Origin of the sequence: Amycolatopsis sp. GA6-003, assembly GCF_046267895.1 — a bacterium.
Taxonomy (GTDB): domain Bacteria; phylum Actinomycetota; class Actinomycetes; order Mycobacteriales; family Pseudonocardiaceae; genus Amycolatopsis.
In genome coordinates this window covers 5,054,540-5,069,324 of record NZ_CP176499.1, presented here as the reverse complement: position 1 = coordinate 5,069,324, position 14,785 = coordinate 5,054,540, and the positions used below count along the sequence as shown (strand labels likewise).

14 protein-coding genes are annotated in these 14,785 nt (G+C 69.7%); 9 read left to right on the top strand and 5 right to left on the bottom strand.

Going from position 1 to position 14,785, the window contains the following annotated elements; genetic code table 11:
• Positions 1-13: 13 nt before the first annotated feature.
• Positions 14-1,030 (top strand): YbhN family protein, encoded by a 1,017-nt coding sequence (locus F9C12_RS22715; RefSeq protein ID WP_409461781.1) that lies wholly within the window; start codon positions 14-16, stop codon positions 1,028-1,030.
• A gap of 238 nt (positions 1,031-1,268) precedes the next feature.
• On the opposite strand, the gene F9C12_RS22710 is transcribed toward F9C12_RS22715, so the two are convergent.
• On the bottom strand, positions 1,269-3,158 hold the full coding sequence (locus F9C12_RS22710) for a DUF6541 family protein (RefSeq protein WP_409461780.1): 1,890 nt from the start codon (positions 3,156-3,158) through the stop codon (positions 1,269-1,271).
• 162 nt (positions 3,159-3,320) lie between these two features.
• On the opposite strand from F9C12_RS22710, the gene F9C12_RS22705 reads away from it, so the two are divergent.
• Positions 3,321-4,898 (top strand): hypothetical protein, encoded by a 1,578-nt coding sequence (locus F9C12_RS22705; RefSeq protein WP_409461779.1) that lies wholly within the window; start codon positions 3,321-3,323, stop codon positions 4,896-4,898.
• A 64-nt stretch (positions 4,899-4,962) separates the two neighbouring features.
• Complete coding sequence (locus F9C12_RS22700; protein WP_409461778.1) at positions 4,963-5,694, top strand: lysophospholipid acyltransferase family protein; 732 nt, start codon at positions 4,963-4,965, stop codon at positions 5,692-5,694.
• Between the two features lie 6 nt (positions 5,695-5,700).
• On the opposite strand, the gene F9C12_RS22695 is transcribed toward F9C12_RS22700, so the two are convergent.
• Positions 5,701-6,525 (bottom strand): HAD family hydrolase, encoded by an 825-nt coding sequence (locus tag F9C12_RS22695; protein WP_409183868.1) that lies wholly within the window; start codon positions 6,523-6,525, stop codon positions 5,701-5,703.
• 57 nt (positions 6,526-6,582) lie between these two features.
• On the opposite strand from F9C12_RS22695, the gene F9C12_RS22690 reads away from it, so the two are divergent.
• Entirely contained in the window at positions 6,583-7,470 is an 888-nt protein-coding gene (locus F9C12_RS22690; protein ID WP_409461777.1) for an LLM class flavin-dependent oxidoreductase, read from the top strand.
• 40 nt (positions 7,471-7,510) lie between these two features.
• Here F9C12_RS22690 and F9C12_RS22685 read toward each other — a convergent pair whose 3' ends face one another.
• The gene (locus F9C12_RS22685) at positions 7,511-9,523 is read right to left on the bottom strand and encodes a DUF6541 family protein (RefSeq protein ID WP_409461776.1); all 2,013 of its coding nucleotides are present in this window, start codon (positions 9,521-9,523) and stop codon (positions 7,511-7,513) included.
• A gap of 89 nt (positions 9,524-9,612) precedes the next feature.
• Here F9C12_RS22685 and glf point away from each other — a divergent pair, with 89 nt between their 5' ends.
• The 4 genes from glf (at position 9,613) to F9C12_RS22665 (ending at position 13,094) form a co-directional block, all read left to right on the top strand.
• Positions 9,613-10,836 (top strand): UDP-galactopyranose mutase, encoded by a 1,224-nt coding sequence (gene glf / locus F9C12_RS22680; RefSeq protein WP_409183865.1) that lies wholly within the window; start codon positions 9,613-9,615, stop codon positions 10,834-10,836.
• Entirely contained in the window at positions 10,829-11,347 is a 519-nt protein-coding gene (locus tag F9C12_RS22675) for a phosphatase PAP2 family protein (protein ID WP_409183864.1), read from the top strand. The genes glf and F9C12_RS22675 overlap by 8 nt, the downstream gene beginning before the upstream one ends.
• Positions 11,344-12,387 carry a decaprenyl-phosphate phosphoribosyltransferase gene (locus F9C12_RS22670; RefSeq protein WP_409183863.1) on the top strand — a complete coding sequence of 348 codons (1,044 nt, stop codon included), beginning with the start codon at positions 11,344-11,346 and terminating at the stop codon, positions 12,385-12,387. Before F9C12_RS22675 ends, F9C12_RS22670 begins: the two co-directional genes overlap by 4 nt.
• 116 nt (positions 12,388-12,503) lie before the next feature.
• The gene (locus tag F9C12_RS22665; RefSeq protein WP_409461775.1) at positions 12,504-13,094 is read left to right on the top strand and encodes a hypothetical protein; all 591 of its coding nucleotides are present in this window, start codon (positions 12,504-12,506) and stop codon (positions 13,092-13,094) included.
• Positions 13,095-13,157: 63 nt separating this feature from the next.
• On the opposite strand, the gene F9C12_RS22660 is transcribed toward F9C12_RS22665, so the two are convergent.
• Positions 13,158-13,877 carry an ESX secretion-associated protein EspG gene (locus F9C12_RS22660; RefSeq protein ID WP_409461774.1) on the bottom strand — a complete coding sequence of 240 codons (720 nt, stop codon included), beginning with the start codon at positions 13,875-13,877 and terminating at the stop codon, positions 13,158-13,160.
• A 204-nt stretch (positions 13,878-14,081) separates the two neighbouring features.
• On the opposite strand from F9C12_RS22660, the gene F9C12_RS22655 reads away from it, so the two are divergent.
• Complete coding sequence (locus tag F9C12_RS22655) at positions 14,082-14,327, top strand: helix-turn-helix domain-containing protein (protein ID WP_409183860.1); 246 nt, start codon at positions 14,082-14,084, stop codon at positions 14,325-14,327.
• On the opposite strand, the gene F9C12_RS22650 is transcribed toward F9C12_RS22655, so the two are convergent.
• The gene (locus F9C12_RS22650) at positions 14,324-14,656 is read right to left on the bottom strand and encodes a hypothetical protein (protein ID WP_409461773.1); all 333 of its coding nucleotides are present in this window, start codon (positions 14,654-14,656) and stop codon (positions 14,324-14,326) included. The two genes, F9C12_RS22655 and F9C12_RS22650, sit on opposite strands and share 4 nt — an antisense overlap.
• Positions 14,657-14,785: the final 129 nt, after the last annotated feature.

Sequence of the window (14,785 nt, the reverse complement as noted above, 5' to 3'; positions counted from 1 at the left end):
GAGCTGAGAGGCAGTGACGACCGTTCGTACGCAGACGCCGGGGGACGACGCCCCGTCCACTGAGGACGGCGAAACCGCCGGAAAAGCCCGCAAGTCCACCAAGGCGCGGGTGCTCGACGTCGTGCGCTGGGTCGCCATCCTCCTGGTGATCGGCTTCGCCGCGAAGAGCCTGGCGTCCAACTGGGACGAGTTCTGGCACACGCTGGCGGACGTCGCCTGGCAGTCGTCGGTGCTGAGCCTCGTAGCGCTGATGGCGTCGATCCTCGTGTCCGTCTGGGGCTGGCAGGTCCTGGTCGACCACCTGGGCGGCAAACCGGTCGGCTACGCCCGCGGCGCGCAGATCTGCCTGGTCGGCTCGCTCGGCAAGTACGTCCCCGGCTCGGTCTGGGCGTATCTGCTGCAGATGGAACTGGGCCGCAAGGCAGGCCTGGCCAGGGCCCGCATCTTCACCGGCTCGCTGATCCAGCTCGGCCTCGGCGTGGTGTCCGCGCTGGTCGTGTCGCTGCTCGCGGCCCCGGCGCTGTTCAGCAACAGCCCGCGCGCGATGTGGCTGTTCGTGCTGATCCCGGTGGGCCTGGCGCTGCTGCACCCGCGCATCCTGAGCTGGGGCACGTCGCTGGTCCTGAAAATCCTGCGCCGCCCGCCGCTGGCCGAACCGCTCGGCTGGGGCGTGGTCCTGAAGGCGTTCGGCGCTTCCATGGGGGCCTGGGTGTTCCAGGGCGTGCACCTGTGGCTGCTGGCGAACTCGGTCGGCGCGCCGGGCTTCAACGGCCTGATCCTGTGCATCGGCGCGATGGCCGTCGCGATGACGGTGGGCACGTTCGCGTTCATCCTGCCCAGCGGCGTCGGCGTCCGCGAGGTCGCCCAGGTAGCGGTCCTGACGGCAAGCGGTTTGACAGTCGGCCAGGCAACGGCGTTCGCGGTGGCTTCCCGGGTGATGTTCACGGTCGCAGACCTGCTGACGGCTGGCTTCGCAGCGCTGGCGGCGAAGCTGGCGGCTCGCCGGGAAGCGCCGGTGGACGCGGTCTGACTTTTTGTCATGACGAGGCCGCCCGGTTCAAGAGCCGGGCGGCCTTTGTCTTGTCTCAGCACTGGCCGCTCGCGCTTTCATCTCTTCAGCGAGCCGTTGCGGCACGATTTGGTCGGCTCGCTCCAGCTCGGGGTGCCGTTCGTCCGATGGTCGTGGATGCGGTGGTACAGCTCGTCGCAGATGACGGCAGAAAAGAACAGCGGCAGGATTCCGAAGAACCCTGCCGCTGAACTAAACCTCAGCGATTCACCCGGTAAATCACCGCGTCATCGTTGCGGTACACCTCTTTCAGGAACGGCAATCCGTCCAGTCCGATCAGCCCTTCATTCGCGTACGCGGGCTTCGGCGGTGCGGCCGGACGACCGAGGATCACCCAGTGGACATTGAGTCTCTCGACCGCGGCCCGGACCGCCGGGTTTGTTTCGTAGTCGCGGAAATGTGCGGCCAGCAGCACTGCGTCCGAGGGCGGGTTGGAGCCGTCGTCGTGGGCGGCGACTGTTCGGACGCCGCTGAGTGCGTAGGTCCACGGCGTGCCGTCGTAGCGGTCGTTCATTGCCCATTCTCCGGGCTTCGCCAGCTTGCCCAGTTCCACCATCGCGCGTTCCTCGCCCGGCGTGATGTTCTGGTTGCGCGGATCGGGGCTGTGGTAGCCGCCGGCGATGATTTCGCTGTTGGTGCGCGTGTACAGGCCCTTCGTGACGCCCACAAAAGCCAGCAGCACCACCGCGGCGAGCACGGCAGGCGGCACCTTCGACGGCAGCCGTTCCTTCAGCCACTCGTGCAGTGCCGCGACGCCGTGGCCCGCGATGAACGACAGCGGCACGATCGCCATCGTGATGAACCGGTACGGGTCGTCCCACCACGGCCGCGACAGCGCCATGACCAGCGGCGAGTCCGAGGACGCCACCGCCAGGTAGAACAGGCCGGTGATCAGCGCGGTCAGCCCGATCCAGCGCAGCGCGCCGAGCCTGCGGAAGAAAATGAACCCGACGAACAGCGCCGCGGACAGCCAGATCTGCGGGTGCGGCTCGAAATGCTGGAATCCGAGCAGCGCGCCGAGTGCGGTCGTCGCCCGCCATTCGCTCGGCCAGCCGAGATAGCCCCAGCTGCTCGCCTGTCCCAGCGCGCCGAACAGCTGCAGCGACGCCACGAGAACCGACACCACCGCGATCGGCAGCAGCGCCAGCAAATCCTTGCCGATCGACCGCCATCGTTCGATCCAGCGCTGCACCAGCAGCGGTCCGGCGAACAGGATCGCGCCGAACAATGCGGACGAGTGCACGCACAGCAGTCCGATCGCGCCGAGCATCAGCAGGAAGCCGGTGTCCAGCGCCACGCGGTCGAGGTAGCGGAGCAGCACCACGGCGGCCAGCGGGGTGAGGGCGATGCCCAGCAGGAAGGGGAACAGCGGCCCGCGGTTCATCGACTCGTACAGGCCCATCACCGGCGCGGCCGACGCGAGCGCGACGGCCCCGGCCAGCACCGCGCGGCCGCGGAACGCCCGCACCATCACCACGAGAGAGAGTGCCAGCAACCCGGGCAGCAGCGCGGTGTTCACGTCGAGCGTCAGCGGGATCGAACCGCCGCTGAGCGTGTACTGCACGGACGCGAGCAGGTGGTAGGCGTTGGGGTAGAAGGGCGGAGAACCGTCGCCGTACCAGTTTAGCCGGCTCATGCCGAAGAGGCTGCCGTCGCCGCTTTCGGCGATGTAGCGCACGCCGTTGGCCGCGTACGGCGCGTCGCCGCCCTGCGCGATCGCGCCGAGGTGACCCATGCCGTGCACGGCCGTGTAGAACCCGATCGCAGTCGCGAGGACGAGGCACGCGCCGACCGCCCAGTTCGCTCGCGGCTCCCAGACCCGCGGTTCCGGCTCATGCGGCCACCGGCGCGCGGTGAGCCGCCGGAGTCCGAACGCGACAGCGGCGAAGAGCACCGTGGTGAGCGCGAAGGTCCAGACGTTGAAGGGCAGCCCGATCGCCGCCGTCCACGGACCGGCCAAGCCCCCGATGGCATAGCTCAGCAGCGGCGTCAGCCCGGCCAGCAGCCAGCCGCGCAGACCGGCGGCGACTCCGGTGATGAGCCCGGGAATTCCGAGCACGAGCAGGCAACAGGCGATACTGGCTGCCACGGACAGCAGGGTGGGTTCGCTCGGCACAGTCTTCCTCAGGTCACGGGGCATCCGCCGGCCCCCGCCGTGGCGGATGGAAATCGAGGCCCAGACTAGCGGGCACCCACATACACTCGAACGGCTGATGTCGGCAGTGAGCGGCCGCGCGCTTGACTGGAACTCGTGAGGAGCGGTCCGCCAGGGGTCGGCCGGACGGGTGAGGGGCGCGGGAGGCTGGGGGCGCGTGGTTTACGCGGTCGCGGGGGATGGCTGGCGCTGGCCGCGCTGGTCGTCGCCGCTTGGCGGCGGATGGGGCGGGACCGGCGGTGGCGGGTCGCGGTTCTTCTGCTCGTTCTCGGGTTTTCGCTGCTGCATCAGCTGTTGTTCGCCACCGCGACCGAGGACGCGTACGTCAGTTTCCGGTACGCGCAGAACATCGCCGACGGCAATGGCCCGGTATTCAACACCGGCGACCGCAGCGAGACGTACGCGAATTTCCTCTGGCTCGTGGTGATCGCGTTGCCGCGCGGAGCTTTCGGTGCGGATGTGCCGACCGCGGCCGTCGGGTTGAGCTGTGCGGCCGCTTTGGCGTGCGTGTTGACGGCGTATTTCCTCGCCAATCGCATTACCGCGCTCGGCTTGCCGGAAGGCGCTGAGCCTCGGCGTGCGGTCGGGGTCGCGGCGGCGTTGCTGACCGCCGGGGCGAATGGCCTCGCGGTGTACGGACTTTCGGGCACTGAGCTGCCGATGTTCGCGTTGCTCGTGCTCTGCGTCGCGTACGCGTTGGTGGCGGGCCGGCCGTTGGTCGCCGGGGTGCTCGTGGCCGGCGCGGTGATGACCCGGCCGGAAGGGCTCGTGCTCGCGGTGGTCGGCGCGGGGTGGCTGGTTTTCGCTGCCGCACGGGGACGGCACACCTGGTGGGCGCCAGCCGGGTTTGTGCTGGGCGCGCTGGTTTTCCTGGCTCCCTGGACGGCTTGGCGCGTCACCTACTACGACCGGTTCGGGCCGGTCCCGAGCCTGCCGCCCGGGCCGGATTGGCCGTATCTGGGCGGGTTCGCCTTGGCGCACTTGGGCTTTCTCGTCCCGGCCGCGGTCGTGGCGGGGCTGGTGGCGGCGCGACGACGCGCGGTGGAGGCCCGGTCGGCGTTGTGGCTGCTGCTGGCGCTCGCCGTCGGCCACACCGCGCTCGTGCTGCTTTTCGAGGAGGACCCGGGACTTTCGTGGCGGCTGCTGGCGCCGGTGCCGCCGTTGCTGGCGGTCGCCGCGGTGGCCGGGTGCGGCGTCCTCGCCCCGGTACCGAGTCCGCGGGCGATTTCCCGGGCGGTTCCCGCCGTCACCGCGGTGCTTACCGGGGTCGCGGTGGCGGTCTCGGTGTTCAGCCCCGAGGTGCTGGAGCGCGTGCGGGCCTGGAGCACTCAGGGCGCGCAGCTGGCCGAGGTCGGCGACTGGCTCGCCCGCTACCTGCCGCCGGGTTCCGTCGTGAGCGCCGGGTCGCCGGGCCTGCTCGCGAGCCGCGCGGGTTCGCAGGTGCTCGTGGTCGGGCTGGACGCGGAACGGCCGACGCTCGCCGTGCCCGGCCGGTCCGGGTACGCCAGCCGCCAGGATTGTGCCGACGACCTGCCCGCCTGGTACCGCGTCGCGACCTTCCGGCGCATCGGGACGCCGTTCTGGATCTCGGTGTACCCGCGCGCCGACGAGGCCAGCCGGCTCGTCGGCGAACTCGACCGCGCCCCGGACTTCCGCTACGTGTCCTGCCCCTGAAGTGTGGCGGAGCCGACCCGCCCGACCTACCGGCGAGAAACCTACGGTCCCGTAGCCTTGGTGCATGGCTGATTTCGTGTACCCGCCCGTCCTGGTCGCCGCGCGGCTGATGTTCCGGCTGCTCGACAACCGGCTCCGGGTGACCGGCGCCGAACACGTCCCCGCCCGCGGCGGCGCGGTGCTCGCCTGCACGCACGTCAGCTACCTGGACTTCATCTACTGCGGCCTCGGCGCCCGCCCGGCGAAGCGGCTGGTGCGGTTCATGGCCAAGCAGGAGATCTTCCGCAACCCGGTCGCCGGCCCGCTGATGCGCGGCATGCACCACATCCCGGTGGACCGCGCCGCCGGGCAGGCGTCCTACGACGAGGCCGTGGCACGGCTGCGCGCGGGCGAGGTCGTCGGCGTCTTCCCGGAGGCCACGATCAGCCAGTCGTTCACCGTGAAGGACATCAAGACCGGCGCGGTCCGGATGGCCGCCGAGGCGAGCGTGCCGGTGGTCCCGATGGCGCTGTGGGGCACGCAGCGGCTGTGGACGAAGGGCCGTCCGAGGGACCTCACCCGCAGGCACGTGCCGATTTCCGTGGTCATCGGCGAGCCGATGCGCCCCGGCCCGGAGGACTCGTGCGAAGCGCTGACCACGGACCTGCGCGCCCGGATGTCGGAGCTGCTCGAGAAGGCCCAGGCGGAGTACCCGGAGGCCCCGGAGAGCGACGCCGAACGCTGGTGGCTGCCCGCGCATCTCGGCGGCAGCGCGCCGACGCCCGAGGAAGCCGCCGCGCTCGACCGCCGCGAGTGAAAGCGCCTAGAACCAGCGTTCCAGCACCTGCGCCACTCCGTCTTCCGCGGCCGGGCCGGTGACCTCGTCCGCCACCGCCAGCACCGTCGGGTGCCCGTTGGCCATCGCGACGCCGTGCCCGGCCCACTGCAGCATCTCGACGTCGTTCGGCATGTCGCCGAAGGCGATCACCGACGACTGAGGCACGTCGAAGCGCTCGGCGATGTCCGCGAGCCCGGTCGCCTTCGTCACGCCGTGCGCGGACAGTTCGATCAGCCCGCCCGAGGACGAGTACGTGACGTCCACCGCGCCGTCGAGCACCGCGCTCACCGCTTCGGCCATTTCCTCCGACGTCATCCCCCGGCGGCTGACCAGCAGCTTGATCGCGGTTTTCCCGAGCACCTCGGCGCGCGGCGCGGTCCGGCTCTCCTCGTCGCCCCACGGATTGTGGTACTCCGGCTCGATCACGAAATTGCGCAACTCGTGGTCCACCGATCCGGTGCTGATCCGTTCCGCCGCCAGCCGACATCCGGGCAGCGCCTTGTCGAGCGCGGAGGCCAGCTCGTGCAGCAGTTTCGGCTTGAGTTCGCCGTGCACCGCGACCACCGAATCGGTGCCGATGTCGAGCAGCACGGCTCCATTGGCGCACACCGCGTAGCCGGTCAGCCCGAGCGGCCCGGCGATCGGCGCGATCCAGCGCGGCGGGCGGCCGGTGCACAGCACGAACGGCACGTCGTCGTCCAGCACCCGGCGCACTACCGACACCGTGCGCGGCGTCACTTGTTCGCTGGGGCCGAGCAGGGTTCCGTCGACATCGGACGCGATCAACCGGGGTTTCTCCACCCGTCCCATTCTCCCGGTCGCCGCCCGTTCGAGCGAATGTCAGTGCCGGACGTTACGGTCGGCGTCGTGCGAGCAGGCATCGTAATTCTTCCCGAGGACCGCTGGTGGGCGGCCGAGCCGAAGTGGCGCGCGGCCGAGGAGTACGGCTTCGACCACGCGTGGACCTACGACCATCTCGGCTGGCGATCGCTGGTCGACGGGCCGTGGTTCTCCGCCGTGCCCACCCTCACCGCGGCCGCCATGGTCACCTCCACGATCCGGCTGGGCACCTTCGTCGCCTCCCCGGTCGCGCGGCACCCGGTGCCGTTCGCGCGCGAGCTGATCACCCTGGACGACGTGTCCGACGGACGGTTCGTGCTGGGTGTCGGCGCGGGCGTGGACAGCGCGCGCTACGACGCCCAGGTGCTCGCCGCGCCGGAGCTGACCGCGCGGCAGCGGGCCGACCGCTTCACCGAGTTCGTCGAGGCTCTCGACGGGCTGCTGATGACCGACAACTTCGACTTCTCCGGCGAGTACTACACCGCGCGCGGTGCGCGGAACCTGCCCGGCACGGTGCAGCGCCCGCGGCTGCCGTTCCTGGTCGCGGCGAACGGTCCGCGCACCATGACGCTGGCCGCGCGGTTCGGGGCGGGCTGGGTCACCACCGGCCGCGGCGGGGACACCCTCGACGAATGGTGGACCGGCATCGAGGAGCTGGTCCGCACGTTCGACCAGCGGCTCGAAGCGGCCGGCCGCGAACCGGCGGGCATCCAGCGGCACCTGAGCCTGGACGCGGCCCCGGTGTTCTCGCTCAGCAGCGTCGCGGCGTTCCGGGAGGCCACCGAACGGGCCCGGGAGCTGGGCTTCACCGACGTCATCGCGCACTGGCCGCGTTCGAGCGGGCCGTACGAGGGGCACGAATCGGTGCTGGAGAAGGTCGTCGAAGAAGTGCTGCCGGGCCTCAAGGCCGAATAAGACCTCGGGACCGCGGCCGGGGAGGCCGCGGTCCCGAGGGTCACTTGACGATCGTGTAGATCTGCGCGCCGGGATTGCGGTAGACCAGCCGCAGGAAATCGCGGCCCGCCAGGTCGCGCAGCCCGGGGGAGAGCGGCGCGTCCTTGGCGATCGAACCGCTGCCCACCAGCACGTGGTGCACCTTCAGCCGCCGCACCGCCTCGCGGACGCGCAGGTCCAGGTCGTAATCGCGGAAGTGCAGCGCCAGGTAGGCCGCGTCCGGGGAGATCGGGCCGCCGCCGTCGTAGTGGCCGGCCACCGGGTGCACGCCGGTCAGCGCGTACATCCACGCGGTGCCGTCCAGCCGGTCGTTGAGCACCTTCTCCTCGGCCGGGATGTTCATCCGGCCGAGGAAGTCCATCGCCGCGATCTCGTCCGGGCTGACCGGCGGCGTGACCTCGCCCTCCGGGCCGTTGTAGTACAGGAACGACACCGCGGTGGCGTTCGCGGTGCGGTAGAAGCCGCCGGTCAGGACCGCGGTCACGGCCACGACGACCGCCGCCGCCGCGACCCCGAGCCGCGACACCACCTTCGGCCGCGCCTGTGCCCAGCTGACCGAGCGGATCAGCTGCGCGGTCCAGCGCTGCAGTTCCGCCATGCCGTGCCCGGCGAGCAGGCACAGCGGGATCGCGGCCAGCGCCATCAGCCGGAACCGGTCGTTCCACCACGGCCGCGACAGCGAGATCACCAGCGGCGAGGCGCCGTAGGACGTGACCAGCACGAACAGCCCGGACAGCCCGATCGCGGAGATCATCAGCCAGCGCAGCCTGCCGAGCGCGCGGAAGCTCAGTACGCCGACCACGAGCAGCACGGTGAGCCAGAGCTGCGGTTTGTGCAGCACCTGCTGGAAGGTGGCGAGCATGTTCAGCGCCGACAGGACCGGCAGGTCCGAATTCCACGGCTGATACGGGTACGCGCCGTTGGTGAAGCCGATCGCGCCCAGGATCTGCAGCGCGGCGAGCGCGAGCGCGAACACCATGACCGGCACTGTGCGCACGATGTCGCCGCCGATCACGCGCAGCCCGCTGCGTCCCTCGGGCACACCGTCCACGCGAAGCCCGCGAAGCGAGCGGTACCAGCGCTGCAACACCAGCGGAGCCGCGAAGAGCGTGCCGCCGAACAGTGCGCTCGAATGTGCGACGAGCAGGCCGTCCACCGTGAGCGCCAGCACCAGGCCGGTGTCGATGGCCGGGCGTACGAGGAAGCGCTGCAGCGAGACCACCATGAGCGGGGTCAGGACGACGCCCAGCGCGTACGGCAGCAGGCCGCTCGACACCGACTCGTACGCACCCGTGGTGGCCGCAGCGGCGATGAGAGCGGCGCAGCCGGCGAAGACCGCACGGCCGCCCATCTGGCGGACCACCGCGACCATCGACAGCGCGAAGATGCCCGCGACCGGCATGGTGACGGCGTTGAGCGTGACCGGGATGGTCGTCCCGGAGATCTGGTACACCAGCGCGGCGACCAGGTGATAGCCGTTCGGGTAGAACGAGCCGTCCGGGTACCAGTTGATCTTGCTCATGCCGATGAGCGAGCCGTCGCCGGTGTCGGCGATGTAGCGGATGCCGTTCGCGTGGTAGACGGTGTCCCAGCGCTGGAAGACCGCTGTCGTCCCGCCGCGCGCGGACAGCACCACGGCGATCGACAGCGCGGTGGCCACCACGACGCACGCGGCGACCGACCAGTGCGCCCGCGTGCTCCAGACGACCGGGGGCTCCTCCGCGCCGGGGCTGATCCAGCCGCGGACGAGGCAGAGCCTGCGGACGCCCCACGCGACCCCCGCCAGCAGCACGGTGCAGGCCGCGGCGGTGAGCACGTTGTACGGGAGGCCGACGGCCGCCAGCCAGGGCCCGCCCAGACCGGTGACGGCGTAGCTGAGCAGCGGCGCCAGCCCGGCGAGGGCCCAGCCGCGCAGTCCCGCGGCCCTCCCGATGATGCCGCCCGGGACCACCAGCACGGCCAGGTAAGTGGCGACCGCGCCGAAATAAGTCCAGAAGGTGTCTGGTGCAGGCATGCTTCTCACTTGTGTAGTGCGGGTAAAACCCGGCGGGATGCCGAGGTCGGTTCGGGAGGCGGTCGCGCGACTGCGTACCCTGAGCGCCCGTGAGCGAGCACACGAACTCCGCCAAGATTACTGAAGACGACTTTCGCGGTTACGACCTCGTCGTCGTCGGGTCCGGTTTCTTCGGCCTGACCATCGCCGAACGGGCCGCGGCCGAGCTGGGCAAGAAGGTCCTGGTCCTCGAGCGCCGCCACCACCTCGGGGGCAACGCCTACTCCGAGATCGAGCCCGAAACGGGCATCGAGGTGCACCGCTACGGCGCGCACCTGTTCCACACGTCCAACAAGCGGGTGTGGGACTACGTCAACCGCTTCACCGAGTTCACCGGCTACCAGCACCGGGTCTTCGCGCGGGTGAAGGACCAGGTCTACTCGTTCCCGATGAACCTCGGCCTGATCAACCAGTTCTTCGGCAAGTCGCACACGCCGGACGAGGCGCGCGAACTGATCGCGAAGCAGGCCGCGGAGTTCCGGACCGAGGACGCGCAGAACCTCGAGGAGAAGGCGATCTCGCTGATCGGCCGCCCCCTCTACGAGGCGTTCATCCGCGGGTACACCGCGAAGCAGTGGGAGAACGACCCCAAGAACCTCGGCACGAACATCATCAACCGGCTGCCGGTCCGCTACACCTTCGACAACCGGTACTTCAACGACACCTACGAGGGTCTGCCGGTCAACGGCTACACCGCGTGGCTCGAGAAGATGGCCGAGCACGAGAACATCGAGATCCGGCTGAACGTCGACTACTTCGACGTGCGCGAGCACATCCCGGCGGGCACCCCGACGGTCTACACCGGGCCGCTCGACCGCTACTTCGACTACTCGGCGGGCCGGTTCACCTGGCGCACCGTCGACTTCGAGTCCGAGGTCGCGCAGACCGGCGACTTCCAGGGCACCTCGGTCGTGAACTACAACGACGAAGAGGTCCCCTACACCCGGATCATCGAGTTCCGCCACTTCCACCCGGAGCGGGACTACCCGAAGGACAAGACGGTCATCTTCCGCGAGTACTCGCGCTTCGCGAAGGAAGACGACGAGCCGTACTACCCGATCAACACCGCCGAGAACCGCGAGAAGCTGGAAAGCTACCGCGAGCTGGCGAAGGCCGAGGCGCGCGAGAAGAACGTGCTGTTCGGCGGGCGGCTCGGCACGTACAAGTACCTCGACATGCACATGGCGATCGGGTCGGCGCTCTCGATGTTCGACAACAAGATCGCACCGCATTTCACCGACGGTGCGCCCCTCGACGGGACGATCGATGCTTGAGAAAGACACCCCGCGCGGTGAAGTGGCCGTGCTCTCCAGCACGCAGAAGGTGCTGAAGAAGCCCGGCACGGTGCGGATCGCGCGGGGAATGTCGCTGTTCGGGGAGCACAGCGCGGGATGGTTCGCGCTGGGCTTGCTCGGAGCGGCGGTGGACCGCGACCGGCGCAAGGACTGGCTGGTCGCGGCGGCCGGAGTGGTGGGCGCGCACGCCGCGTCGATCGCCGTGAAGCGCGTCGTGCGGCGGCGCCGTCCGGACCATCCCAGCGTGGAGGTTCTGGTCGGCACGCCGAGCAAGCTGAGCTTCCCGTCGTCGCACGCGACGTCGACGACAGCGGCGGCGGTGCTCTACTCCGGATTGACCGGGCGTAACCTGGTCCCCGCCCTGGTACCGCCGATGCTCGCCTCGAGGCTGCTGCTCGGCGTTCACTATCCGACAGACGTTCTGGCCGGAGCTGCCCTGGGAGGCGCAGTCGGCGGTCTGATCCGACGGAAGCTGACCAAGAAGCGATGAGCGAAACGACCGACGAGCGAACCGAAAACGCGTCCGGTACGGCCGAATCCGCGGAAGCGAAGGAATCGGCTGCCGAGAAGACCGAGGTCGCCGAGGAAACCGAAAAGGCCGGGAAGACCGAACCCTCGGCCTCGGCCCCGGCGGCGGCCGCCAGCCCGAGTCCGGTGAGGCTCGTGCTCGGGGTGGTCAAGACCGCGCGGCCGAAGCAGTGGGTGAAGAACGTCCTCGTCTTCGCGGCGCCGTTCTTCGCGTTCTCGAAGGCGACGAACCGGACCGAGCTGGTCATCGACGCGCTGATCGCGTTCGTGGCCTTCTCGCTCACCGCCTCGTCGGTCTACCTGATCAACGACGCCGTCGACGTCGAGGCCGACCGGGCCCACCCGACGAAGCGCAACCGCCCGATCGCGGCGGGCATCGTCCCGGTCCCGGTGGCCTACGCCTCGGCGGTGGTGTTCTTCCTGGCCGGGCTCGCCGTGTCGTTCGCGGCGGACTGGCGGCTGGCGATCGTGCTGGCGGTCTACGAGGCCGTACAGCTCGGCTACTGCTTCGGCCTGAAGCACCAGCCGGTGGTGGACCTGGCGATCGTCGGCTCGGGCTTCCTGATGCGCTCGGTGGCCGGCGGCGTCGCCGGCGGCATCGCGATGTCGCAGTGGTTCCTGCTGGTCACGGCGTTCGGCTCGCTGTTCATGGTGGCGGGCAAGCGGTACGCGGAGATCATGTTGTTCGAGCGCACCGGCGCGAAAATCCGGTCCTCGCTGAAGAAGTACTCGGCGAGCTACCTGCGCTTCGTGTGGGCGACGTCCGCGGCGATCCTGATCATGTCCTACTGCCTGTGGGCGTTCGAGATCCGCCAGGCCGAGCACAACTCGGTGTGGGCGGTCGTGTCGATGGTCCCGTTCGTGATCGCGGTGCTCCGCTACGCGGTCGACGTGGACGGCGGCAACGCCGGCGCGCCCGACGAGATCGCGCTGAAGGACCGCGTGCTGCAGGTGCTCGGCGCGACCTGGGTCGTGACCCTGTTCCTGTCGTTCTACCTGTGAACGGCACGCGGATTTAAACAGCTGGGATTCAGCTTCTCCACAGCATCGACGGTCACCCTCGGGGGTGGGAGCCGGGACACTCCGCCTCCCGCCCCGCTCAGCCCGGAGGACCGACGATGAACGACGACAAGAACCCCTCGCCTGGCGAGCCCGCCGGGCCGGAGCCCGCTGGGCAGTCCGGGGCCGCTTCCGGCGAGGGTGCGGCCGGCCCGCCGGGAGCCGAGGAGGCCACGCGGCCGAGCCAGCCGGTGCCGCCTGCCGAGCAGACCAGTCAGCTGGGCCAGTCCGCTTCGGCCGCGGAGCAGGCGGGTCAGTCCGCTTCGGCCGCGGAACAGGCGGGTCAGCCCACTCCGGCCGCGGAACAGGCGGGTCAGCCCACTCCGGCTGCGGAGCAGGCGGGTCAGCAGCCGACGGGCCACTACGCTCACCCCGGCCCGTGGGGCATGCCCCTGAAACCGAAGCAGAGCGGCTTCCGCCGATTCGTCGCCCACCGGGCAACCCAACTGGTCGCGGTGGGTGTCCTGGGCTTGGTCGTGGGCGGAGGCATCGTCGGCGGCGTCATGGCCGCGACGCACCACCCCGGACGCCCCGGGATGAGCCAGCACCACGGCGGCCACCGCTTCGACGACGGCGGCCCCGGCCCGCGCCACCGCGTCCCGGACGGCGGCAACGAGCACAACGGCCCCGGTTTCGGCAACGGCGGCTGAGCGAGAAGCACGTTCGCCGGTCTCGAGCGCGACACCCAATCCGCAGTCCCCGGTCGCGGGGGGCTAAAGAGCGGCGAACGTGTCGTTCAGGATCTTCACGATCGCGCGCGGGGTGCCGGAGATGAGTTCGGTTCGGCCCTCGGTCGTCTGGTAGGTGAGGATCCGGCCTGATTTCACGTCGGCGGCGAGGACGGGGCCGCCGGTGAGATGGCGGCCCTCGGTGCGGCGTGCGACGTACAGCTGGTGAGTGGCGTCGGCGGGCTGGTTCAGGGTCGCGGTGAGGTATTCGTGGCTGTTGGTCTCGTCGAACGGGTCTGGGGCCGCGTCGGACGCGGGCGTTACCGAGACTGAGCGCACGGGCGCGCCGGGGATTTGCGGGAGAGTATCGAAAAGCGTCGTGGCCAGGCGGGTCGGTGCGGCCGGCCGGATTTCGACCAGGCCGTCCTGTGCGGAGACCAGAATCGCGGTTTGTTCCCGCTGCGCGACGATAGCGGTTCGCTGGATTCCGCCGCGCAATGCGGACCAGGCGAAATACTCGCGTTCGGCAAAGGCGAGGACTTGCAGCGTGGCACGCAAATGTGCGGACGGAGCGGCGTTTTCGGCAAGCCCGAGCTGGGCGAGCAGATTAATGGTGGCGTCGTGGAGTTCGCGGTGTGCACCGGATTTGACCCAGACTCGGCGGGCGCGCAGCAGCGGATGCTGTTCACCGAGGTCAAGCATGTCCCAGACGGCCGAAAGCGCTTCGACGGGCAGGGTTACGGTCTGCTCGACGTCCTCTCGCACCTGCGCCCCCCTCGGCCCTGGCTTTCGGCTGCCGTGAGCACGGTATCCGATTGATCACTCGCGTGGGGTTGGTGTCTGCAATTGAGAACAGGTAGCAGTGAGGAGAAAAGCAGACTCCGATAAGACGTAAACGCTATAGGCATCAATGCTCTGATTATTCCTGCTCTGGCCTTGGCGGCGGTAGACGTGTGTGATTAACCGACGATGGCCAAGCCTCCGCTCTCCGCCGCGACTCGCACCATTGGCGAGCGCGTGCGCGCGTTTCGCAACGACGCGGGGCTGAGTCAGGAACAGCTGGCCGAACTGGCCGGGGTGCACTGGACGTTCGTGAGCCAGGTCGAACGCGGCCTGCGCAACATCAATCTGCACAATCTGCTCAAATTCGCCGACGGTCTCGGCGTGAACCCGGCCCGGCTGGTGGACGGGCTGCGGCCGCCGTCCGGCGACTAGTCCACTGTGGACGGACGAAGGACCTGGCGCAGCGTGCCTTCCCGCAGCAAGAGAATCTGCGTGAGCACCTGCAGTCCGACGAAGAACGCGATCGACAGCCCGGCGTCGGGCGCGGGAACGTCGTCGACCGGCAGCCGGTAGGCCATCCCGATGCTCAGTCCACTGTGGACCAGACTGCCAACGCCCCACGCCACGGTGAGCCTGCGCCACACCCGGCGGAACGACGGCCGCTCCTCCCACGCCGCGTCCAGCCGGTCGTCGCCGGTCATCAGCGTGGTGGCCAAACCGACGGTCAGGAACATCAGGACGAGCAAGCCGATCCCGTCCACGCGACGCCGTGTGATGAGCGGGTACAGCACGCGCAGCGCGGGCGGCAGTCCGCTCAGCAACAGCGCGGCGGGCGGCTCAGGGCGACATCCACTGAACGGTGGAGTCGTGAGTGTTTATGCCGGTTGTAA